We start from the raw sequence: 23094 nt of genomic DNA on the forward strand, positions 1-23094 counted from the left end.
GCTCACTACGTGACCCGGACGGAAGGTCAGTTAATGCGCCGGTGCGGTGACCGGGTCCATCAGGGTGCGGCCGCCGTCGACGGTCATGATCTGGCCGGTCATAAAGCCCGAGGCGTCCGAAGCCAGGAACTGCGCCGCTTCGGCCAGTTCGGTGGGGGCGGCGATCCGGCCCAGCGGGGTGCGCGCCTCAATCTCGTCGCGGAACTCACCGTGTTCGCGCAGGGTCTCTTTCAGGCTGTTCGACATGACCGACCCAAAGGCCAGGCCGTTCACCCGGATCCGGTTGGGCGCAAGGGCCACAGCCAGGGAGCGGGTCATCTGATCCAAAGCGGCCGTGCTGACCGAATAGGCCAACAGGTCCGGCGAGGTGCGGCGTGAGGCGATGCAGGAGATGTTGACGATGGTGCCAAGGATGCCCTCATCCTCCTCCGCGCCCTGTTTGATCATGCGTTTGGCCACCAGCTGCGACAGTTTCAGCGCGGTGAGCAGGTTCTGCTGCAGCATGATCTCCATCGCGTCATCCCCGTTCAGCGGGTCGGCAGCGATGATCTGACGTGAGGCGTTGACCAGAATGTCGACACTGTCAAAAGCGTCCAGCGTGGCCGAGAGCAGGTTCGCCAAGGTCAGCTTCTCACGCAGATCGCCGGCAAAATAGCGGTGCGGGTTGCCTTCCTCATTCGGGCCCAACTCACGGATCAGGTTTTCTTCGTCCATATCGGCGAAGATCACATTGGCGCCTTTGTCGAGGAAATGGCGGCCAATGGCCAAACCGATGCCGTTAGCGCCACCAGTGACGATGGCAGTTTTGCCGGAAATCGCAAATGACATGGGTTTCTCCTGCGGGGCCGCGGGATCAGCCGGCGGCGATTTGGTGACGAGCTGTGTTAACGACCCGAGCGGCGGCGCCGCGCAGCGTGAAGAACCTTGAACCGATTATCTCCGCCAATTTCTTTAACATCTAAGAAGAACTCGGCAAGAGATGTTTCATAAGGCAATTGGCGGTTTGCCACCAGCCACAGCTGGCCGGACTGCGCAAGATTTCGCGCAGCATTTGCGATAAATGCTTGACCTAATTGGGGTTCTGCCGCGCGGCCGGTGTGAAACGGTGGGTTCATGATGACCCCATCCAACAGCCGGTCTGAGCGCCATTTGGTGGCATCTGCCCAGTGAAATGCGGCGCGATCATCGCTTAGATTGGCCTTGGCGCAGGTCAGACTCGCATGGTCTGATTCTACCAAAGAGAGCGTTTTGACGCTGTCCCGGGTCAACAGATTGCGCGACAGGTAGCCCCAGCCAGCGCCCAGATCGGCCAGGTGTTTGCCCAGCTTCTGCGGCAGCACATCCACCAAAAGGCGGGAGGCGGGATCGATACCGTCAGCGGAAAACACCCCTGGCGCGGTCACAAACCCCTCTTCGATTTCCTGTTTTGCGGGGGCCTGCCAATCCGCCAGATCTGCGGCACCCAGCCCGGTGGCCCAGAACAGTTTGCCATGGGCCTTCGACAGGACATTGGCCACCTCACCGCGCTTGCGCATCTCTTTCAGGAGTGAGTCGACGCCTTCGGTTTTCTGACCATCCACCACCACAGTGGCCACGCCCAGACCTACCGCCCCGGCAATCATTGCTTTGGCCAGTTTCTTGGCGCGGGGCAGAAAGACAATTGCGGTGTCAAAGGATCCATCGGCCCCTGTCGCCACCTCCCAGCCCTGCGCGCTCAGCATATCCACATCCGGTTTATAACCGGTGATCAACTGGCAGCGCTCTTTCGGCAGATCGCGCAGATCCAGATCACTGCGGGCGCCAAACACTACGATGCGGCCAGACGAAATATCCAGCCCACCGCCATCAAGGGCGAGGGATAAACGCGGGTGGCTCATGTCAGGACCTACATGCGTGAACCTGGGCGGTTCACTCCTTTTCCATGGTGCATTGCAGCGGATGCTGATGGCGACGCGCAAAATCCATCACCTGCGTCACCTTGGTTTCTGCAATCTCGTGGCTGAAGACGCCCACAACGGCGACGCCTTTCTTATGCACGGTCAGCATGATCTCAAACGCCTGACTGTGGGTCATGCCAAAGAAGCGCTCAAGGATGTGCACCACAAACTCCATCGGAGTGTAGTCATCATTGAGCAACATCACCTTGTAGAGTGGCGGGCGCTTGGTCTTCGGCTTGGTCTGCAGAGCGACAGAGCTGTCGCCGCCGAAGTCATCATCATTGTCGGATGTCATCACAGTTGTCATCACGGCACAGTCAATCATAAGAAGGGTCTTCGGTTTGAGGCTACTACGCTTTGAACGGTCTATATAACCTGTGTTGTAGGTTAGAAAAGAGGTCAGCAGCGCGCAGACCCGCAACTGATATGAAATTGGGGGTGAATTTTGGCACAGAAACTCACAACAATTGGTTTCGACGCCGATGACACGCTTTGGCATAACGAAAGGTTCTTTCGGATCACGCAGGAGCGATTCGCCGATTTGCTGCGCGATCATGCCGACCCTGATCACCTGAGTGACCGGCTGCTGGCGGCTGAGCGGCGCAATCTGGGGCACTATGGGTTCGGCGTGAAAGGCTTTGTGCTGTCGATGATCGAAACAGCCCTTGAGGTCACCGAAAACCGGGTGCCAGGTGCTGTCCTGCGTGAGTTAATCGATGCCGGGCAGGAGATGTTGCAGCACCCGATTGAGCTGTTGCCGCACGCACAAGAGGCGGTGGAGGCCATTACCGACAGCCACCGCGTTTTGCTGATCACCAAGGGCGATCTGATCGATCAGGAGCGCAAGCTGGCGCAATCAGGCCTAGGCGATCTGTTTGATGGGGTGGAGATTGTCAGTGACAAAACCCCTGAGGTCTACGCCCGGATCTTTGCCGATCATGGCGACGGTGCGGTGCGGGGGCTGATGGCGGGCAATTCGATGAAGTCCGATGTTGTGCCGATGGTCGATGCTGGCGGTTGGGGGGTTTACGTGCCCCATGGGGAGGTATGGGAGTTCGAAAAAGCCCCGGCGCCCGAAACAGCGCCCAAATATGAGGCATTGGACCATCTGGGGCAGCTTGTTTCGCTAATCGATCGGATCGAACAGGGCTAATCCCTTTACATTCTCACATTCGGTCGTAATTCTCACAAATGAGAGAATCGACCGGAATTGAGACATGGACAGCTTGCTCGCCCAACATTTAACCCGCCTCAGGGCCGAGGCCGGATGGTCGCTGGACCAATTGGCGCAGGAAACCGGGGTCAGCCGGGCCACATTGGCGCGGGTGGAAAAGGCACAGGTCAGCCCGACAACAGACACCCTGGCCAAGCTGTGCCGCGCTTACGGCACCTCAATGTCGCGCTTGCTGGCGCTGGTCGAAGATCAGGCCCCGGCGGTGATCCCCGCCGATGATCGCAAGTCTTGGCAGGATGGCGACACAGGATTCACGCGCAGTGTCATCTCCCCCCCCGGTGCGGATCTGGCGGGGGAATGGCTGGACTGCCATCTGCCAGCGGGGCAGTGCATCAGCTATGACGCGCCACCACGGGCCGGACTGGAACATCATCTGCTGTTGCTCAGCGGTCAGCTGACGGTGAGCGTTGAAGGCACGGCGCATAGCCTCAGCCCCGGCGATTGCCTGCGCTACCGGCTTTATGGCGCGACCCGGTTTGAGACAGGCGCGAGCGCCGCCCATTATCACCTTTTTCTGCTGTGAGAGGATCCGATGATCACTGAATGGAGCGCCCATGACATGGCGCTGCGGCTGGACGATCTGGCCGAAATTCTACACGCCTGCGTGACCGATGGCGCCAGCGTCGGCTTTATTCTGCCCCATACCCAGGCGGAGGCGAAAACCTTCTGGCAGGGGCTGCTGGCAGAGGTCGAGGGCGGTGTGCGGCGTCTGTACGTAGCGCTGGATCAGGGCCAGCCCGCCGGGGTGGTGACACTGATCACGGCAATGCCCGGCAACCAGCCGCACCGTGGTGAAGTCTCCAAACTGCTGGTGCATCCCGGACACCGCCGCAAGGGGCTGGCCCGGCAACTAATGCAACATCTTGAGGCGGAGGCCCGCCGGCTTGGCAAGGGGCTGCTGACGCTGGACACCCGCACGGGCGACGCGGCGGAGCCGCTGTACAGCGCGCTGGGATTTCAGACCGCTGGGGTCATTCCCGGCTACTGTCTGGATGTACATGCAGAACGTTACGATTCGACCACTTACATGTTCAAACGGCTGGATTAGGCCCTGATCGGCGGCATACCCGCCGCCTGACCCGGCCATTTTCTGCACCGTATATCCCCGGTAAATCCCCGGCAAATCCCCAGTCTGGCCCCTGCCCTACCCGCCACCACAAGATCTACCCCAAAGGGTGCCGGGCGGGCGTTTACATACCAAAGCGGTATCATTGCACGCTTTATTCGACGCCCGGCCTGTGCTAGCGTCGGGGCAACAATAATTGAGGCCAGACCGGAAAACCGGCGGCACTGAGGCAGACATGGCAGTGATCGAAACCCTCCGACAGGGGCGGCGTGCTTTTTGTGGCATGCTGATTCTCTCCTTCCTTTGCATCTTCGCAGCCCTTCCGCAGGGTGCGCAGGCTGCACCCTATGCGGCGATGGTGATCGATGCCCGTGACGGGCGGGTGATCCACACGCGCAACGCCGATACCCGGCTGCATCCGGCCTCACTGACCAAAATGATGACGCTCTACATCGCCTTTGAGGCGGTTGAGAATGGCGAAATCTCACTGGACACCAAGGTGCGCATTTCCTCAAAGGCAGCGGCGGAACCGCCGTCCAAGCTGGGGCTGGTGGCCGGTCAGCGCATCAAACTGCGCTACCTGATCCGTGCGGCGGCGGTGAAATCCGCCAATGACGCGGCAACCGCCATCGGCGAAGCGATTTCAGGGTCCGAGGCGGCCTTTGCCCGTCGGATGAACCGCACCGCCAAAGCGCTGGGGATGAGCCGCACCACCTTCAAGAACGCCCATGGCCTGACCGAGAAAGGCCACATGTCCACCGCCCGCGATATGACCACGCTGGGGCGGCATATCTTTTATGACTACCCCGACTACTACAATCTGTTCTCCCGTCGTTCGACCCATGCCGGGATCAAAACGGTGAACAACACCAACCGCCGCCTGCTGGCCAACTATCGCGGCGCCGATGGGATCAAGACCGGCTACACCCGCGCGGCGGGCTTTAACCTTGTCGCCTCGGCCGAGCGGGGCAGTGAACGTATCATCGCCACGGTGTTTGGCGGACGCTCCACCGCCACCCGCAACGCCCGGGTGGCCGAGCTGTTGGATATGGGGTTCCAAAAGTCCAAGACCCGCGTCGCGGTACGCAAACCCGCGCGCCCCGTCTATAGTGCAGAGCCCGGCACCGGCAAGATCATTCGCACGGTCACCACCGTCAAACGCAGCCTGAGGCCGGTGGCCCGCCCCGGATCTGGCACAGGATCTGGCTCGGAGAAAGCGAAAGATCCGGTGTTGCTGGCGCTGGGAGATGAGATCAATAAAGCCGTTGCCGAAGCCAATAGCACCAAACGCCCGAAAGCGCGGATGGAGGCCAAGGATGTGGTTCTGGCCAGCACCGACCCCACCGCCAGCCTGGCCGCTGCAGTGGAAGAGACGGAAACAACGGATGACGGCCAGGAGGTGGTCAGCCGCCTGTCGACCTCAGGCGGCAATCACTGGGGCATCAACGTTGGCCGCTTCCCCAGCCGCTATGCGGCGGAACGGATGCTGCTGAAAACCGCGCTGACCGAGATGAGCACACTGGATGGATCGCTGCGCAAAGTGGTGAAACGCAAAAGCGGCTTTGACGCCCAATTCATGGGCATGCCGCGCGAAAAAGCCGATCTGGCCTGCCGCCGCCTGCAGGCCCGTCAGGTGACCTGTTTCATGGTTGGGCCGGGGTAAGGCCCTCCCCCCTCACGTTAATCCTGCCTGACCAACTGAAATCGCAACGCAACGCTGCGAAACCTGTTTCAGTGCCAGACGGTGACTTGAGGCCTTCCATCAAGTTGAAGCAGAATGCCCTCCCCATCGTCGACAAACGCGGCCTCGACAATCGTTAGGTTCGCGCCATTGGTGCCCTTCCTCAGACGCCCCGAGAGGTCAAAATGTAACAAATACTGGCCCTCGAGGAAGCCCCAATAGTCCCCCGCCCCCAAAATAAGGTGTTGAAAGGGGTTGGAAAAATCCACTAAGGCAAAGAACCATTCTTGGTTCAACGTAAGGTTTGCGTCATCCGCATAGACGGGATCCACCTGCCCCCAAACTTTTGAATATTGAAACTGCCAAGTTTCTGGATCGTTTTGACTGGCCGCGCGGATTTTGTCCGCTTCACTACGCCTCCAGACGATCACCCAATGGCTGTTCATTCGAACAATCTCCGGCTCACCCGGGCTGAAATCTGAAACTTTGATGACCGGTCGGCTGGCCGCGTGACGTGCGCTTACATCAGCGGACGGAAGGCCCGCGCGCGCAAGGAAGGCGACGCCCAAGATGAGTGAAAGAACCACCGCCGCCGCGGTCAGGATGTATAGAGTGTCCGGACGTTGCATTCTGACAGCAGGAACGATCCCCAAATCATCTCATAAAAACTAAATCAAACATTTGGCAACACGCAGAGGTGCCGCACAAACAGATAGAAGTCTGCTGTGCGCCACCTGTCAACGGACCATGCGCCGCAGGTCACATGCCGCGGGGTTGCTTGTTCAGCCGACCGCGTCAGCTTTTCGGCTTGTCGTCATATTCGGTGCTGAGGATCCGCTGACTGTTGCCGTCGGGATCATCATATTGGTTGCTGCGCACCGTGTAGACAAAGGCCGCCAGTCCCACGCCGCCCAAAAACAGTGAGATCGGGATCAGATAGGCGAGGATTTCCATAGTGTGTTCCTTTAGATGCGCCGCGACGGGCCGCCCGGGGGCCGTCAGCGCAGCCGCAACGCGTTCAGCGACACTGTAATCGAGCTGGTCGACATCGCCAAGGCCGCCACCAGAGGGGTGGCAAGGCCGATGACAGCGATCGGCACAGCGATAACGTTGTAAAGCGTCGCAATTTGAAAGTTCTCGCGGATACGTTTGGTGGCGGACTGCGCCGTGTCCAAAGCATCTGCAATCGGTGTGAGGTCGCCGCCGAGCAGGACGATATCTGAGGCCACGCGGGCCGCATCCAGTGCTGACGCAGGGGAGATGGAGACATGTGCGGCGCTCAGCGCGGCGGTGTCATTCAGGCCATCGCCCACCATCAGCACCTTTTTGCCCTGCTGAGTCATATGATCGATACGGGCAGCTTTGTCGGCGGGCAGCGCTTCGGCCATCCAATGCTGGATGCCCAGACGATCCGCCAGTGCCTCAACCGCGCCGGAGGTGTCACCGGACATCAGGAGGACCTCCTTGCCCGCGGCCTGCAGATCGCGCACCGCCTCCGCAGCCCCGGCGCGCAGCCGATCGGTGAAGGTAAAGGGCACGGGCGCCTGCCCCTCAATCGCCAGCCACGCCACGGTCATGGCATTGCTGATCGTCCCATTGGGCGCGCCAACCCAGGCGCCGCGTCCCAGACGGACCTGTTTGTTGCCCCAACTGGCCTCAGCCCCGTAGCCCGGCACCTCGCGCAGGTCGGTCAGGGCGGCGGGTTCCACCCCGGCGGCGCGGGCGGCGGCGGAGAGGGATTGTGACAGCGGGTGGGCGGAGCCTTCGGCAAGGCCAAGCGCCACCTGCAGGGCGGTTGCGTCATGATCGGCGAGGTTTGTCAGCTCAGGGGTGCCTGCGGTCAGCGTGCCGGTTTTGTCAAAGACCACCGTGTCGACCTGCGCCAGACGTTCCAGCGCGGTGGAATCCTTGATCAGCATCCCCTTGCGGAACAGCCGGCCCGAGGCCGCGGTGGTCACCGCGGGCACTGCAAGACCCAGCGCACAGGGGCAGGTGATGATCAAAACCGCCGCCGCAATGTTGAGTGAGGTGCGCATGTCACCGGAGTAGATCAGCCAGCCCAGGAAGCTGAGCGCAGATAGGATATGAACCCCCGGCGCGTAGAGTTTGGCCGCACTGTCCGCCAGCGAGGTGTAGCGTGATCGGCCGGATTCAGCGATCGCCACCAGTTCCGCCATCTGATGCAGCGAGGTGTCCTTGCCAACTGCAGTGGCGCGCAGGGTCAGGGGGCCGGTCAGGTTGACCTCCCCTGTTGAAACCGTCTGGCCCGCGGTGGCAAAGACCGGCAGCGTTTCCCCGGTCAGCAGGGAGCGGTCAATTTCAGAGGTACCCTGGGCAATCTCACCGTCGACCGGCATCCGGCCGCCGGGGCGCACTAGGACCAGATCGCCCACCTGCACCTCAGACACAGCAACCTGATGTTCCTGCCCGTCGCGCAGCAGGATGGCGCGCGGCACCTCCAGCGCGGCCAGTTCTTCGGCGGCGGATCGGGCCACTGCGCGGGTGCGGTGATCCAGATAACGGCCCGCCAGCAGGAAGAAGACAAGGGTCAGGGCGGCGTCAAAATAGGCGTGTTCCCCCGACAGCGAGGTTTCCCAGAGCGAGGTTGCCACCGCCAGCACAATGGCCAGCACAATCGGCACATCCATGTTCAGCCGCCGCGCCCGCAGAGCGGCAAAGGCATTGCGGAAAAACGGCTGGCCGGAAAAGACGATGGTCGGCAAGGCAATCGCGGCTGAGATCCAGTGGAACAGATCGCGGGTTGCATCCTCTGCCCCCGACCAGACCGAAACCGACAGCAGCATCACATTCATCGAGGCAAAGCCCGCCACCGCAAGGCGCATCAGCAGTTCCCGCCCGGCCTTGTCGGTTTCGGTTGCGCTCAGCGCGCCGGCGTCCAGCTCATGCGCTTCATAGCCCACACCCTCCAGCGCGGTGATCAGCGGGGTGGCGTCCACCTCGGGATCAGCCTCCACCAAAGCCCGTTTGAGGGTCAGGTTGACCCGCGCCGAATGCACCCCCGGCACCGCTGCCAATGCTTTCTCCACCGTGGAGATACAGGCCGCACAATGCACGGCAGGCACCGAAAGGGCCAATCGCGCCTCTTTCGGGGCGGCGCTGGCGGCAATCGCCTCGGCGGAGGGGGCAGCAACACAGGCCGGGCAAGCGGCCACTTGAGGGCGGAGGGCTTCGGTCATTGGTTTACCTGATCACATCCAGAATAACGCGCTGCACAAATTCGGTGCCGTCCTGCGCTTTGGCCTTCATGCGAATGTTCCAGTTGCCATCATCGATGTCCAATCTGGCGACATATGCGGTGCCATCAAACACAAGGTTCGGCTCCAGATCATCGGCCACATGGGTGGCCCGGCCCAGCGTTGCCTGCAGTTCAGCCACCTCAACCGGGGCCCCATCCGCACCTGTGATGGTCAGGCGCAGCAGACCCGCCTCATGCGTGCCGGCGACAGTCCATCCCAGCGCCTCTTGCGCGGCTTTGCGTTCATCAAAGTGCTGCGATGCCACGTAGCTGTTTTTCACCTCAAGGCCGGGAAACGTGCTGACGGCGTTGAAGGCAAGTGTCAGGTTCACCGCAATGATGGTCCCGAAGGCGACGACAAAAATGAGCAAGACATGTTTGCCGGTCAGTTCCTTGGCCATGTCAGTTTCCTTTTCCGTTAAAGAGTGTGTCTTTGTAAGCGCGATCGCCGTTGCTGATATCCTCAACCCAGATCCGCAGATCCACGCGTTCGCTCAGCGCTGGCTCTGACCCTTTGGGGGCCACCACATAGACCCGTTGCAGGCTCATGGTGTCGGCTGGCACGTCCACCGTATCATAAGGGGTGCCTTCCAGCTGCAGGCGCAGCGTCGGGTGCCCTTTGATCGAGATCTTGAAGGGTCGGTCATCACCGTTTTTGTTGCGCAGGCGCACATCATAGGTGTTGCGGATCGAGCCATCCGAGAGGGTCACGTAAACCGGGTTACGCACCGGGGCGACCGTCAGTTCGATGTCAGCACGGATGAACAACGCCACCACCAGCGCAATCCCCACCAGTGACCACAGCGTGGTGTAGAGGATGGTGCGCGGGCGGAAGATATGTTTCCACACCGATTTCGGTTCTTTCCCGGCCTGTTCGGCGGTTTCATCGGTCAGCGCCAGATAGTCGATTAAGCCGCGGGGCTTGCCGATCTTGGCCATCACATCATCGCAGGCATCGATGCAGAGGCCGCAGGTGATGCATTCCATCTGCTGACCATCTCGGATGTCGATCCCCATCGGGCAGACGTTCACGCAGGCCATACAGTCAATACAGTCGCCTTTGGGCGCCTCCACCTCAGCGATGACGGGGGCATCACTGGTCGCAGCCGCGGCGGCGGGTTTCTTTTTCTTATGCGGTTTCAGCTTGCCCCGGGGTTCACCGCGCCAATGGCGGTAGCCGATGGTCAGCGTGTCCTCATCCATCATCGCCGCCTGAATACGGGGCCAGGGGCAAGCGTAGATACAGATCTGTTCGCGCGCGATGCCACCAAAGAAGAAGGTGGTTGCGGTCAGAATCAGCATGGTGGAATAGGCAATCGGATGGGCATTCATCGTCACCAGATCCACCGCCAGCTGCGGCGCATCGGTGAAATAAAAGACCCAAGCGCCCCCGGTCGCCAAAGCGATCAGAAACCACAGCACAAATTTCGTCAGCCGCAGCCGCAGCTTTTTAGCGTCCCACTTTTTCTGCCGGTGCAGACGCAGGCGGGCGTTTCGGTCCCCCTCAATCCAGCGTTCGACCAGAATAAAGAGATCGGTCCAGACGGTTTGCGGGCAGGCATAGCCGCACCAGACCCGCCCCAGCGCGGAGGTAAAGAGGAACAACCCCAAGCCGGCCATCACCAATAGCCCGGCAACGAAGTAGAACTCATGCGGCCAGATTTCGATCCAGAAGAAATAGAATCGGCGGTTCGCCAGATCCACCAGCACAGCCTGATCCGGCAGGTTCGCGCCGCGATCCCAGCGAATCCATGGGGTTAAGTAGTAGATGCCCAGCGTGACCGCCATGATCACCCACTTCATATTGCGGAACTTCCCGCTCACGCGGCGCGGAAAAACGGGCTCACGGGCGGCATATAGGTTTTGCGGGGCATCTGGCTGGCTTTGCGACACGGACTCACTCCGTTGGCTATGAAATTTGATCCCTTCTCACAGGGTTGCACCTAAGGTGACTTTGACCTGAATCAAACTCACATCTTCAATTCATCTATTGGCCGCTTTGTCGCACCATCCAGCGGGCGAATGTTTTCAGCGGTTTGCGTTGCACACCCGGGCGCGTGACCATGTAATAGCCTGTGCCTTCGGGCTCCTCGAAGATCACCTGCAGCCGACCCGCCTGAATATCAGGGGCGATCAAGGGACGAGCGGCAACGCCGATCCCCTGACCCAGGCGCAGCGCTTCCAGCATCAGGTTACCGGGCATAGAGGAAATGCCAAAGGCGGGATCGCTGCTGACCCCCTGTTTGCGCAGCCAACTGCTGCATTCATGGGTGCCCAGTTCCTGTAGCCAGGGCAGTTCCAGCAGATCCTCAGGCCGCAGATCGTTTTTCTTGGGCACCAGATGCGGCGCGGCGACCAAAACAATCGGCGCTGCCACGATCAGTTTCACGTCCAGCCCCGGCCAATGCCCATCACCATGGCGAATCGCCACATCGATGCCGCCGGGTTCCAGCTGTTTCACCTCAGCGCTAGGATCGATCATCAGCGAGACCTCAGGGTGTTTGGTGCGGAAGTCAGCCAAACGGGGCATCAGCCAGTTTGCGGCAAAGGACGGGGTGACGGAGATCTGCACCGGGCGCGCGGCCTCCCCCCCGGTCAGCACCTCAACCACACGCAGCATCTCACCAAAGCCGCGTTCAATTGCCTGAGCCAGCTGCAGCCCCTCTTCGGTCAGAGAGGTTTTGCGGGCGCGGCGGTCCAGCAGGGTCACGCCCAAATGCGCCTCAAGCGATTTGATTTGCTGTGAAATTGCCGCGTGGCTGACGTTTAGCGACTGCCCGGCCGCCGCCATATTGCCCGCCTCATGAAACGCCAGAAAGGCACGCAGTGCTGTCAGGGGCGGCAGGGAACGCCAATTCATCTGTAACCTCAACTTACATATCCAAAATCAGACCAGAGTCGTCATGACCAACAATAAAGCGCAAAAAGACAAAAGAAACCCCGTGATGGAGACAAGGTCATGTTGAATATTTTTGCACATAGCTTTCTGACTGCAACCCGGCAGGACCAGCCTGTCCAAGAGCCCCGGGCAGATGAGAAACCGAAACTGCGCGTACCCCGCCAGTCCTGCTGCGCCTTTAGACAGCGCCCGCGGCATGGTCAAGATCCACCAACTGTGATCCCTGCCCTACGACTCCCCGGAGGGCAAAACTAACAAGAGGTCCCGGCAGAACGCCGAGACCTCTTGTCTTTTTAAAGGATCGCAACACTTGTTACCAAATAAGCGGCACCGGCCTTCCAGGAAACGCGCGAACAGGACGGAAGGGCCGGTGCCAGCCCCTAGGGCGTCGGGAAACGCCCCGGGGTATCTCAGGTGTTACTGACCACCACCACGGGTGTGGACAAAGGTGGATACCGCGCGGATCTCCGCCTCAGACAGGCGGGTGTTCCAGGCCGGCATTGCGCCGTAACGGGCGTAATAGACCGACTCGCGGATGGCATCGTAACTGTCACCATAGAGCCAGATTGCATCAGCCAGATTCGGCGCGCCTTGATCTATGTCACCTTTTCCTTCGTCACCGTGGCAGGCGGCGCAGTTTTCTTCGTAAACCACGGCACCGGCCTCAACGAGGGTGGCATCCTGTGCGTCACCCGAAAGCGACATCACGAAATTGACCACTTCATCGATCTGACCGTCCTCCAGCAGCTCATCGCGGCCAAAAGCGGGCATTTCCGACTGGCGAAGATAGTCTTCGTCGGTGGGCTGACGGACGCCGACAGTGATGGTGGTGTGGATCGATTCGATATCGCCACCCCAAAGCCAATCGTCATCCACCAGGTTCGGGTAGCCAACGGCCCCCGCTGCACCGGAACCGTGACACTGGGCACACCAGGTTTTGAACACCGCCGCACCGGCCGAGTTTGCATAGCCCAGCAGCTCTGCATCATCGGCAATCGCGGTCAGCTCAACCGAGGCCAGCTTGTCGTTCATTGGGGCCTGTTTGGCCTCAAATTCCGCAATGTCAGCCGCAACTTCGGCGCGGGTTGAGAAGCCGAGGAAGCCCTGGGTGGCGCCGTTGATCAGCGGCCAGGCTGGATAGGCGGCCACATAGTAGAGGCCCCAAACGATGGTGGCGTAGAAGGTCCACAGCCACCAGCGCGGCAATGGGGTGTTCAGCTCTTCGATGCCGTCCCAGGAATGGCCTGTGGTGCCGACGTCGTTATTTTGCGTAGGTTTTTTAGCCATGTTTCACGCCTCCTTGGCGTCGCTGCTTTTGGCGGCGGGCTTGTCTTCGTGCCGGAAGGGAATGTCAGCGACTTTGTCGTAGGTCTTGGTGCTTCCGGGGCGCATCACAAACACGATGACCCCCATGAAGAACGTAAACAGTGCCAGCAACATCCAGCTGTCCGCGAACTCTCTGAGCAGGGAATAGGTTTCCATATTCGCGCCCTCCTTTAGCGGCTTGCGTCCGGGGTGAAGGTTGAGAAATCAACCAAGGTCCCCAGCATCTGCAGGTAAGCGATCATCGCATCCGCTTCGGTCAGTTCAGGCTGACCGTCGAAGTTGCGCACCTGAACCGAGTCTTCGCCGTAGCGTTCCAGCAGACCGTCATAGTCGCTGTCAGGATCGGCCTGCGCGGCAAAGTCTGCCTGCGCATTTGCGATCATGTCATCGGTGTAGGGCACGCCCACGATGCGATGTGCGTTCAGCAGCTCATCGATGTATTTGCCGTCAATCCGGGTCTTCTCCAGGAAGCCGTATTTGGGCATCACCGATTCCGGCACCACCGACTGCGGATCGCGCAGGTGGTCTGCCTGCCACTCATCCGAGTAGCGACCACCAACACGGGCCAGATCCGGACCGGTCCGCTTGGACCCCCACTGGTGCGGGTGGTCGTATTTCGATTCCGCCGCCAGTGAGTACGGACCATAGCGTTCCACTTCGTCACGCATCGGGCGGATCATCTGACTGTGGCAGACGTAGCAGCCTTCGCGCATGTAGATGTCACGGCCGGCCAGTTCGAGTGGGGTGTAGGGGCGCATGCCCTCTACATCCTCAATCGTGTTTTCCAGCCAGAACAGTGGTGCGATTTGAACGATGCCGCCGATGGTCACCACCAGGAAGGCAAAGATTGCCAGAAGGGTGACGTTTTTCTCGAGGATCGCGTGTTTGTCTAGAATTGCCATCTGTCCGGCCCTCCTTATTCAGCCGGAACTGCGGCGGCGCCTTGGGCCTCAGAGGCCGGGGCACGTTTTGCAGTCATCCAGAGGTTGTAGCACATGACCAGGGAACCCGCGAGGAACAGAACCCCGCCCAGTCCGCGGACCACATACATTGGGAACTTGGCGCTTACGGTGTCGGCGAACGAGTTCACCAGGAAACCGTTGGCATCCACTTCACGCCACATCAGGCCTTCCATAATGCCGGTCACCCACATCGACGCGGCGTAGAGAATGATGCCGATGGTGGCGAGCCAGAAGTGCCAGGACACAAGGCTCAGGCTATAGAGACGCTCTTTGTTCCACAGCTTGGGCATCAGGAAGTAGAGCGCACCAAAGGTGATCATACCGTTCCACCCCAGCGCACCGGAGTGCACGTGACCAATGGTCCAGTCGGTGTAGTGGCTGAGCGAGTTCACAGCGCGGATCGACATCATCGGACCTTCGAAGGTCGACATGCCGTAGAAGCCAAGCGAGATCACCATCATCCGCAGAACCGGATCGGTGCGCAGCTTGTCCCAGGCGCCAGACAGCGTCATCAGACCGTTGATCATGCCACCCCAGCTGGGCATCCACAGCACGATCGAGAACACCATGCCAAGGGTCGACGCCCAATCCGGCAGTGCGGTGTAGTGCAGGTGGTGCGGACCGGCCCAGATATACAGGAAGATCAGCGCCCAGAAGTGGATGATCGACAGTTTGTAGGAATAGACCGGACGTTCCGCCTGTTTCGGCACGAAGTAGTACATCATGCCCAGGAAGCCCGCGGTCAGGAAGAAGCCCACAGCGTTGTGGCCGTACCACCACTGCACCATCGCATCCTGCACACCGGCAAAGACCTGCACCGATTTGGAGCCGAAGATCGAGACCGGGATCGCCAGGTTGTTGACGATATGCAGCATGGCCACGGTGATGATGAAGGCCAGGAAGAACCAGTTGGCCACGTAGATGTGCGGCTCTTTCCGTTTCATGATCGTACCGGCGAAGACCAAGAGGTAGCAAACCCAGACAATGGTCAGCCACAGGTCGATATGCCATTCCGGTTCAGCGTATTCCTTGGCGTTGGTCGCGCCCAGCAGGTAGCCGGTTGCCGCCATCAGGATGAACAGCTGATAGCCCCAGAACACGAACCACGCCAGATTGCCGCCCCACAGCCGCGCGGCCGAGGTGCGTTGCACGATGTAGAACGAGGTGGCCAGCAGCGCGTTACCGCCAAAGGCAAAAATCACCGCTGAGGTGTGCAGCGGGCGCAGGCGACCAAAGTTGGTGAAGCCCTGCATGAAATCCAAGTTAAGTGCCGGGAATGCCAGCTGGAAAGCGATGACCACACCCACCAGGAAGCCCACCACTCCCCAGAAAGCTGTGGCGATCACGCCGTAGCGGACCACGCCGTCCATGTATTCGCCTGACACGTCAGGGCCTGTCGGCTCATCCGTGCGACGTAGAATGAAAATAAAAGCCACGACCGCGAACAAAGCTGCGATCAGCATGTTCACCGAGTAGGCCAAGTCCCGACAGTAGTTGGCCGCGATCAACGCACCGAGCGTTGCGAGACCAAGCGCGATCAGCTTGATGTAGTTAACCATTTTGCGTCCCTTCGTCTCTGAACCCGCACGATTCGTTTTGCGTACGGGCGGTTCCAGACTGGCGGTTTAATGCGGCCCTGGGCATGTCACCGCCTTGATCTGCATCAAAATCCTCCGTTCTCACGGGGCTCTGACACAAGAGAGTGCGAAATTGACACGTGTCATAGTCACACGTCGGGTGGGGCGTTAAATTCAATTTCAGCCAGTCTGCTCAGGAGGAACTCGGAAATGGCCTTTAAAACACTATTTTCTGTGCTGACAGATCCGGCACAAATCCCCGGTCTTCTAGACCAAACCACCGCAATTGCGCGAAAATATGACGCACATATTGAGGTGCTTGCGCTTGGCGTAGATCGCACCCAAACGGGGTACCACTACGCCGGCACAAACGCTTTGGTCGTACAAGAAACCCTAACGCGCGCCCATGAAGAGGCCAAGTCTCTTGAAGACAGCGCCGATAAATATCTGGGCCTGCAGGATGTGCGCTGGGGTGTTGAAAGCGGCGTTTCGCAACTGGCCGACATTGGCCGGCATGTCGGGCTACATGCCCGGTTCAGTGATCTGGCTGTTCTGGCCAAACCCTATGGCGAAGGGCTGGGGGTGGAGCTGGAAGCGGTTGTTGAGGCGGCGCTGTTTGATGGCGGCGTGCCGGTTCTGGTGATGCCAGAAGGCGTGCCCGCCCTGCCAACCCCGAAAACCGTTCTGGTTGCCTGGAACGAAAGCCCCGAGGCGCTGCGCACGGTGCGGGCGGCCCTGCCGATCCTGAAACAGGCGGAACGCGTCTGTGTGGTGGTGGTGGACCCGCCGGCCCATGGGCCCAGCCGGTCCGATCCCGGTGGCATGCTGTCCCAGTTTCTGGCCCGTCACGACGTCAAAACCGAAATCGACGTGCTGTCGAAAACCCTGCCGCGGGTCTCTGACGTGATCCTGCGCCATGCGGGCGACATCAACTGCGATCTGGTGGTGATGGGGGCCTATGGCCATTCGCGGTTCCGCGAAGCGATCCTTGGCGGGGCCACACGGGATATGCTGGAGCTGTCACCGTTGCCAGTCTTCATGGCGCATTAAAAGGTTTCGGAAAACGAAAATGGCGGGGCTTACCCCGCCATTTTTCATATGTGCATTTGGAGACTTAGGCGCGGATCAGGCGAAAACGCCACCGTCAGAATCATCCCCTGCCTCATCCATCAACCGGTCGAGATCCGGCACGGTCACATGGCGTTTGCCTTCCAGCTGGATCACCCCGTCACGCTTCAGCGCCGAGATCTGGCGGCTGACCGTTTCCAGCGTCAGACCCAGATAATCCGCCATCGCTTCGCGGGTTAGCGGCAAGTCAAACACCACCTTGCCCTGCGCCGGGCGCAGGTGCAGCGTGGCGTCACGCCGGGCGATGATCGACAAGAGGCTGGCGATTTTCTCGCGTGCAGTTTTGCGGCCCAGGACCAGCATCCATTCGCGCGCTGCGTCCAGTTCATCCAGCGTCATCTCCAGCAACCGCTGCGCGATGTGGGGTGTTTCCAACATCATCTTTTCAAACGGTTTTTTACGGAAGCAGCACATCACCAAATCAGTGGTTGCGACCACGTCATAGGCCGAACCATCACGGCCCGGGCGCCCAACAAAATCGCTGGGCAGCAACAGGCCGACCATCTGAGTACGGCCGTCTTCCATCGTTTGGGTCAGGGTCGCGATGCCCGAGACAACCGAGCCGACGAAATCCATCGGATCCCCTGACCAGACAACGGTCTGGCCCGCCTCGAAGCTGCGGTAATATTTGATCTTATCCAGGTGTTCCAATTCGTCGGCATCACACCTGGCACAGACCGCCCGATGCCGAATCGGGCAGTCCGAGCAATCATGAAGGCTGGGGAGGGGAATCTCTTTCAGCATCTATCCGTTCGCGCTTGATCTGGGTCAAAGAGGCTTTGACGCCGTTCTCTTAAACGCTAGGCCCATGGAAACGAAAACGCAACTTGCCAAACTGGGACTGTTTGACGCGAAAGTCCCGCGTTACACCTCATATCCCACTGCCCCGCACTTCTCGACGGAAGTGAACGGGAGCGATTATGCTAGCTGGATCAGCGCCTTAGCGCCCGGCTCCAGCATTTCGCTCTATGTGCATGTGCCATTTTGCCGCCGGTTGTGCTGGTTCTGTGCCTGCCGCACCCAGGGCACGCAGAGTGAGTCGCCCGTGGCCGCCTACCTTGAGGTGCTGAAGGCTGAGCTGAAGATGCTGAAGCGTCAGCTGCCCGAAGGCATCAGCCTGTCGCGGCTGCACTGGGGCGGTGGCACGCCGACGCTGCTGTCACCTGAGATGATGAATGAGCTGGCGGGCGCCATTGCTGATGTTGCGCCTTTTGCGCCCAATGCTGAGTTTTCGGTTGAGATTGACCCGAATGAGATCGACGACGCGCGGCTCAAGGTCTTGGCCGCGGCGGGGATGAACCGTGCCTCAATCGGGGTGCAGGATTTTGACGACGAAATCCAGAAAACCATCGGCCGTATTCAGGGCTATGACATCACCCGCGACGCGGTCGAGGCGATCCGCAGCCACGGTGTCTACAGCCTGAACGCTGATATCCTGTTTGGCCTGCCGCATCAGAGCCAGGAACGGATCACCGAAAGCGTGCAGAAGCTGCTGTCGCTGGAACCGGACCGCGTGGCGCTTTACGGCTATGCCCATGTGCCCTGGATGGCCAAACGGCAGCAGATGATCCCCTCGGACGCGCTGCCGACACCCGAAGAACGGCTGGAACTGTTTGAGACGGCGCGCAAGCTGTTCCTCTGGGACAATTACGCTGAAATTGGCATTGACCACTTTGCGACGCAGGATGACGGGCTGACCATTGCGCAGAAGGCCGGGCGGTTGCGGCGGAATTTCCAAGGCTACACCGATGACACATCGGATGTGCTGATCGGGGTTGGGGCCTCCTCAATTTCGCGCTTCCCACAGGGCTACACGCAGAACGCCCCGGCCACCGGTGCCCATACCGGCGCGATCCGGGAGGGCCGTTTCTCGGTCGCCAAGGGCCATCGGTTCACGCCCGAGGACAAACTACGCAGCCGGATCATTGAGATGATCATGTGTGACTTCAAGGTCGACAGTGCTGAGCTGCTGGAAGGTTTTGAGGTCCCTGCCGCGCAGCTTCAGGGGATGCTGGATCAAGCTGACAGCGCCTTCCCCGGTATGCTGGACCGTCGCAACGGTGATCTTTTCATCCCCGAGGCGGCCCGCCCGCTGACCCGGATGATTGCACGCGCCTTTGACGCCTATGACCTGTCCAAAGCGGGCCATAGCTCAGCAATCTGAGCCTGTTTGCTATTCACAAGCATGCAGCGCCCGTCCCAGCAATGTTGGGGCGGGCGTTTGCCGGTTCAAACCCTTGCCGGTTCAGACCGTCGCAGCCAGCAGGGTTTTGGCGTAATCGGTCTGCGGATTGTTGAACAGGGCATCGGCCGGCCCGGCCTCCACCACATCGCCATGTTGCATCACAATCATCTTATGGCTCATCGCCTGTACCACATGCAGGTCGTGGCTGATGAACAGATAGGCCAGCCCGTGTTTCTGCTGCAGGTCACGCAGCAGATCAACGATCTGGACCTGCACGGTCATATCCAGGGCCGAAGTCGGCTCATCCAGCACCACAAGACGCGGGTTCAGGATCATTGCGCGCGCAATGGCGATCCGCTGGCGCTGACCGCCGGAAAACTCGTGCGGGTAGCGGTCCATCGTGACGGGGTCGAGGCCTACCTCCTCCATCACGGCGGCCACTTTGGTGCGTTGATCGCCCTTGCCGCCGCCATGAACCGATAGCCCTTCGGCAATGATCTGGGCGCAGCTCATCCGGGGGGACAGGCTGCCGAAGGGATCCTGGAAGACGATCTGCATGTCCTTGCGCAGCGCCCGCAACTCTTTGGTTGAGATGTTGCGAATATCGCGACCCTCAAAATTGATCCCGCCCTCTGAGGCGATCAAGCGCATAACGGCAAGGGCCAATGTGGTTTTGCCGGATCCCGACTCCCCCACAACCCCCAGCGTTTCGCCTGCGCGCAGGGCAAAGCTGGCGTCATTCACCGCCTTGATGTGCCCCACCGTGCGCTTGAAGAAACCGCGCTGGATCGGGAACCAGATGCGCAGGCTGTCGGTGGTCAGGATGGTTTCCGCCCCCTCCGGAACCGGGGTGGGAACCCCGGCGGCGCGGGCGGACAGCAGCATTTGGGTGTATTCATGCTGAGGATTGGCAAAGATCTCGGCGGTTGGCCCGGCCTCAACAATTTCGCCGTCTTTCATCACACAGACCTTATCGGCCAGTTTCTGCACGATCCCCAGGTCATGGGTGATGAACAGCAGCCCCATGTTTTCGCTTTCTTTCAGCTCAACCAGCAGATCAAGGATCTGCGCCTGGATGGTCACATCCAAGGCTGTGGTAGGCTCATCCGCGATCAACACGTCGGGTTTGTTGGCCAATGCCATGGCGATCATCACCCGTTGGCGTTGGCCGCCGGACAGCTGGTGCGGATAGGAGGTCAGGCGTTTTTCCGCGTCCCGGATGCCAACCTTATCCAGCAGCTCCAGCACCTGTCCCCGGGCCTGATCGGCCGCGATGCCCTGGTGCAGCATCAGCGATTCGCTCAGCTGTTTTTCAATCGTGTGCAGCGGGTTGAGCGAGGTCATCGGCTCCTGAAAGATGAAAGAGATGTCATTGCCGCGCACGCGCTGCAACTCGGCCTCACTGGCGCCGATCATTTCGGCGCCCGCATAGGTGACCGACCCGCCCACTTCGGCGTTTTCACCCAGCAGCGAAACAGTGGACATCGCCGTCACCGATTTGCCCGAGCCGCTTTCCCCAACCAATGCGACGGTTTCACCGCGGTCCACGGTGAAGGAGACCCCTTTCACCGCCCTGTTGACCTTGCCTTCCTGACGGAAGCTGACGGTCAGGTCTTTGACCTCAAGAATGCTCATTGGAAGGTTTTCCTTGGATCAAAGGCATCGCGCACACCTTCAAAGATGAACACGAGGAGCGACAGCATGATGGCGAAGACAAAGAAGGCGGTGAAGCCCAGCCACGGGGCCTGCAGGTTCTGTTTCGCCTGCAGCGTCAACTCCCCCAGCGACGGGGCCGAGGACGGCAGACCAAAACCAAGGAAGTCGAGCCCCGCCAATGTTGCCAGCGTGCCTGTCACAATGAAGGGCAGAAGAGTTACGGTGGCGACCATGGCGTTGGGCAGCATATGGCGGAACATGATAGTGATGTTGGAGACGCCCAATGCCTTGGCGGCGCGGACATATTCCAGATTACGTGCGCGCAGGAACTCAGCCCGGACCACGCCCACCAGCCCGATCCAGCCAAAGAGCACGGTGATGAACACCAGCAGCCAGAAACTTCGCCCGATGATCGCAAAAAGGATGATGATCACATAGAGCGACGGCGTGCCGCTCCAGATCTCAATGACCCGCTGGAAAATCAGGTCGACCCAGCCACCGAAATAGCCCTGCACGGCGCCGGCAATGATGCCGATGATGCTGGAAAGCGTGGTGACGATCAGCGCAAACAGGATCGACAGGCGGAAGCCATAGATCACCCGCGCCAGCACATCGCGTTTGGTGTCATCGGTGCCCAGCCAGTTCTGCGCATTCGGCGGCAGCGGCGCGGCGCCGGGACGGTCCACGGTGGACTGGTAGCTGTAGGGGATCAGCGGCCAGATCGACCAACCCTTTTGCCAGCCTTCCGCGCTGTACTCCCCTGCGTTGATCTGTTCGATCACCCCTTCCGGGTCGTCCCAGCAATCCTCCATCCCGCCGGAGCGGATCAGGCATTTGACCTCAGGGTCGCTATAGACGGCCTCGGTCTGGAAATCGCCGCCAAAGGCGGTTTCGGGATAGAACTGGAAGACCGGGATAAAATAATCGCCGCGGTAGTTCACCAGAATGGGTTTGTCGTTCGCGACCAGCTCGGCAAAGAGCGAGATCACAAACAGCACGCTGAAGACGATCAGCGACCAGTAGGCGCGGCGGTTGGCCTTGAAGTTGGACCAGCGGCGCTGGTTCAGCGGTGAGAGGGTCATCCCAAATGCCATGGTCTCATCCCTCCCGCTTTTCAAAGTCGATGCGCGGATCGACCAGCACGTACATCAAATCGGAAAGGATCCCGACCACCAGCCCGATCAGGCCAAAGACAAAGAGGGTGCCAAAGACCACCGGGTAGTCGCGCGCCACGGCGGCCTCAAAGCCCATACGGCCCAGACCATCGAGGCTGAACAGCGTCTCAATAATCAGGGAGCCGCCGAAGAACACACCGATGAACACCGCCGGGAAACCCGCGATGACGATCAACATTGCATTGCGGAAGACATGGCCGTAGAGCACCCGCGATTCACTGAGGCCCTTGGCGCGCGCGGTGACCACATACTGTTTCTTGATCTCATCAAGGAAGCTGTTTTTGGTCAGCAGGGTGAGTGTCGCGAAGGCCGAAATGGTGGAGGCCACAACCGGCAAGGTGATGTGCCAGAAGTAATCGATGATCTTGCCGAACCAGCTGAGTTGTTCCCAATTGTCCGAGGTCAGCCCCCTGAGCGGGAAGATCTGCCAGTAGGAGCCACCGGCAAAGAGCACCAGCAAGAGAATCGCAAAGAGGAAGCCCGGGATCGCATAGGCCACGATGATCAGGCCGGAGGTCCATGTATCAAAGCGAGAGCCATCCTTGACCGCCTTGCGGATGCCAAGCGGGATCGAGATGATATAGGCGATGACGGTGGACCACAGGCCCAGCGTGATCGACACCGGCATCTTTTCAATGACCAGATCCACCACCGAGATTGAGCGGAAGTAGCTTTCGCCGAAATCAAAGCGGATGTAGTTCCACATCATCGACAGGAAGCGTTCCAGCGGCGGCTTGTCAAAGCCGAACTCTTTCTCCAGCTCGGCGATGAATTCAGGCGGCAGGCCGCGGGCGCCCTGATAGCGGTCATCACCGCCCAGATCGCCGCCCGCCACCTCAGAGCCTGAGCCATCGAAGCTTTCGAAGACGTTTCCTTCGCCCTGTGTCTGGGCGATGATCTGTTCGATCGGGCCACCGGGCACAAACTGCACCAGGGCAAAGTTGATGATCATGACCCCGATCAGCGTCGGGATCACCAAGAGCAATCGTCGGAGGATATAGGCGCCCATCGC

The 23094-nt window shown here is 60.0% G+C and carries 23 protein-coding genes; 6 read left to right on the forward strand and 17 right to left on the reverse strand.

Annotated elements, in window-relative coordinates; all coding sequences use genetic code 11:
* Nucleotides 1–30 precede the first annotated feature (30 nt).
* Genes ACORLH_RS18870 through clpS form a run of 3 tightly spaced genes read right to left on the reverse strand, consistent with a single transcriptional unit; the run spans nt 31 to nt 2232 of the window.
* Nucleotides 31–828 (reverse strand): SDR family NAD(P)-dependent oxidoreductase, encoded by a 798-nt coding sequence (locus ACORLH_RS18870; protein WP_321829873.1) that lies wholly within the window; start codon nt 826–828, stop codon nt 31–33.
* A 56-nt stretch (nt 829–884) separates the two neighbouring features.
* Nucleotides 885–1877, reverse strand: a complete 993-nt coding sequence (locus tag ACORLH_RS18875) for a methyltransferase (protein WP_321829875.1) — start codon at nt 1875–1877, stop codon at nt 885–887.
* Nucleotides 1878–1908: 31 nt separating this feature from the next.
* On the reverse strand, nt 1909–2232 hold the full coding sequence (gene clpS, locus ACORLH_RS18880; RefSeq protein WP_242601722.1) for an ATP-dependent Clp protease adapter ClpS: 324 nt from the start codon (nt 2230–2232) through the stop codon (nt 1909–1911).
* 150 nt (nt 2233–2382) lie between these two features.
* On the opposite strand from clpS, the gene ACORLH_RS18885 reads away from it, so the two are divergent.
* From ACORLH_RS18885 to ACORLH_RS18900, 4 genes are all read left to right on the forward strand, one after another.
* On the forward strand, nt 2383–3090 hold the full coding sequence (locus ACORLH_RS18885) for an HAD family hydrolase (RefSeq protein WP_321829876.1): 708 nt from the start codon (nt 2383–2385) through the stop codon (nt 3088–3090).
* A 64-nt stretch (nt 3091–3154) separates the two neighbouring features.
* Nucleotides 3155–3694: an XRE family transcriptional regulator gene (locus ACORLH_RS18890; RefSeq protein ID WP_321829877.1), complete on the forward strand. Its 540-nt coding sequence runs from the start codon at nt 3155–3157 to the stop codon at nt 3692–3694.
* A gap of 9 nt (nt 3695–3703) precedes the next feature.
* The gene (locus ACORLH_RS18895; protein WP_321829878.1) at nt 3704–4219 is read left to right on the forward strand and encodes a GNAT family N-acetyltransferase; all 516 of its coding nucleotides are present in this window, start codon (nt 3704–3706) and stop codon (nt 4217–4219) included.
* Nucleotides 4220–4520: 301 nt separating this feature from the next.
* Nucleotides 4521–5900 (forward strand): D-alanyl-D-alanine carboxypeptidase family protein, encoded by a 1380-nt coding sequence (locus tag ACORLH_RS18900; RefSeq protein ID WP_321832852.1) that lies wholly within the window; start codon nt 4521–4523, stop codon nt 5898–5900.
* A 68-nt stretch (nt 5901–5968) separates the two neighbouring features.
* Here the strand turns inward: ACORLH_RS18900 and ACORLH_RS18905 are convergent, their stop codons facing one another.
* The 10 genes from ACORLH_RS18905 to ccoN form a co-directional block, all read right to left on the reverse strand.
* A complete protein-coding gene (locus ACORLH_RS18905) occupies nt 5969–6547 on the reverse strand; it encodes a hypothetical protein (RefSeq protein WP_321829879.1) in 579 nt (192 codons plus the stop codon).
* Between the two features lie 166 nt (nt 6548–6713).
* Nucleotides 6714–6872, reverse strand: coding sequence for a cbb3-type cytochrome oxidase assembly protein CcoS (gene ccoS, locus ACORLH_RS18910; RefSeq protein ID WP_058245511.1), 159 nt, complete (start codon nt 6870–6872; stop codon nt 6714–6716).
* Between the two features lie 44 nt (nt 6873–6916).
* On the reverse strand, nt 6917–9115 hold the full coding sequence (locus ACORLH_RS18915; RefSeq protein WP_321829880.1) for a heavy metal translocating P-type ATPase: 2199 nt from the start codon (nt 9113–9115) through the stop codon (nt 6917–6919).
* Between the two features lie 4 nt (nt 9116–9119).
* Nucleotides 9120–9575: a FixH family protein gene (locus tag ACORLH_RS18920; RefSeq protein ID WP_321829881.1), complete on the reverse strand. Its 456-nt coding sequence runs from the start codon at nt 9573–9575 to the stop codon at nt 9120–9122.
* A gap of 1 nt (nt 9576) precedes the next feature.
* On the reverse strand, nt 9577–11097 hold the full coding sequence (ccoG, locus tag ACORLH_RS18925) for a cytochrome c oxidase accessory protein CcoG (RefSeq protein ID WP_420719832.1): 1521 nt from the start codon (nt 11095–11097) through the stop codon (nt 9577–9579).
* A gap of 64 nt (nt 11098–11161) precedes the next feature.
* Entirely contained in the window at nt 11162–12034 is an 873-nt protein-coding gene (locus ACORLH_RS18930) for a LysR family transcriptional regulator (RefSeq protein WP_321829883.1), read from the reverse strand.
* 456 nt (nt 12035–12490) lie between these two features.
* Nucleotides 12491–13360, reverse strand: coding sequence for a cytochrome-c oxidase, cbb3-type subunit III (ccoP, locus tag ACORLH_RS18935; protein WP_321829884.1), 870 nt, complete (start codon nt 13358–13360; stop codon nt 12491–12493).
* Between the two features lie 3 nt (nt 13361–13363).
* Entirely contained in the window at nt 13364–13555 is a 192-nt protein-coding gene (locus tag ACORLH_RS18940) for a cbb3-type cytochrome c oxidase subunit 3 (RefSeq protein ID WP_321829885.1), read from the reverse strand.
* A gap of 14 nt (nt 13556–13569) precedes the next feature.
* The gene (ccoO, locus tag ACORLH_RS18945; protein ID WP_321829886.1) at nt 13570–14301 is read right to left on the reverse strand and encodes a cytochrome-c oxidase, cbb3-type subunit II; all 732 of its coding nucleotides are present in this window, start codon (nt 14299–14301) and stop codon (nt 13570–13572) included.
* Nucleotides 14302–14315: 14 nt separating this feature from the next.
* Nucleotides 14316–15920, reverse strand: a complete 1605-nt coding sequence (ccoN, locus tag ACORLH_RS18950) for a cytochrome-c oxidase, cbb3-type subunit I (protein WP_321829887.1) — start codon at nt 15918–15920, stop codon at nt 14316–14318.
* 228 nt (nt 15921–16148) lie between these two features.
* Between ccoN and ACORLH_RS18955 the strand changes: the two genes are divergently transcribed.
* Nucleotides 16149–16988, forward strand: a complete 840-nt coding sequence (locus ACORLH_RS18955) for a universal stress protein (protein ID WP_321829888.1) — start codon at nt 16149–16151, stop codon at nt 16986–16988.
* A 75-nt stretch (nt 16989–17063) separates the two neighbouring features.
* Here ACORLH_RS18955 and fnrL read toward each other — a convergent pair whose 3' ends face one another.
* Nucleotides 17064–17810 (reverse strand): transcriptional regulator FnrL, encoded by a 747-nt coding sequence (gene fnrL, locus ACORLH_RS18960; protein WP_321829889.1) that lies wholly within the window; start codon nt 17808–17810, stop codon nt 17064–17066.
* Nucleotides 17811–17874: 64 nt separating this feature from the next.
* Here fnrL and hemN point away from each other — a divergent pair, with 64 nt between their 5' ends.
* Complete coding sequence (gene hemN / locus ACORLH_RS18965) at nt 17875–19230, forward strand: oxygen-independent coproporphyrinogen III oxidase (protein ID WP_321829890.1); 1356 nt, start codon at nt 17875–17877, stop codon at nt 19228–19230.
* An 81-nt stretch (nt 19231–19311) separates the two neighbouring features.
* On the opposite strand, the gene ACORLH_RS18970 is transcribed toward hemN, so the two are convergent.
* From ACORLH_RS18970 to ACORLH_RS18980, 3 genes are read right to left on the reverse strand one after another with little or no spacing between them, the layout of a single operon-like run.
* On the reverse strand, nt 19312–20886 hold the full coding sequence (locus tag ACORLH_RS18970) for an ABC transporter ATP-binding protein (RefSeq protein ID WP_321829891.1): 1575 nt from the start codon (nt 20884–20886) through the stop codon (nt 19312–19314).
* Nucleotides 20883–21989 (reverse strand): ABC transporter permease, encoded by a 1107-nt coding sequence (locus ACORLH_RS18975; protein WP_321832853.1) that lies wholly within the window; start codon nt 21987–21989, stop codon nt 20883–20885. The genes ACORLH_RS18970 and ACORLH_RS18975 overlap by 4 nt, the downstream gene beginning before the upstream one ends.
* Before the next feature lie 16 nt (nt 21990–22005).
* Nucleotides 22006–23091, reverse strand: coding sequence for a microcin C ABC transporter permease YejB (locus ACORLH_RS18980; RefSeq protein ID WP_321829892.1), 1086 nt, complete (start codon nt 23089–23091; stop codon nt 22006–22008).
* Between the last annotated feature and the right edge of the window lie 3 nt (nt 23092–23094).

Origin of the sequence: Thalassovita sp. (assembly GCF_963691685.1) — a bacterium.
Lineage (GTDB): Bacteria > Pseudomonadota > Alphaproteobacteria > Rhodobacterales > Rhodobacteraceae > Thalassobius.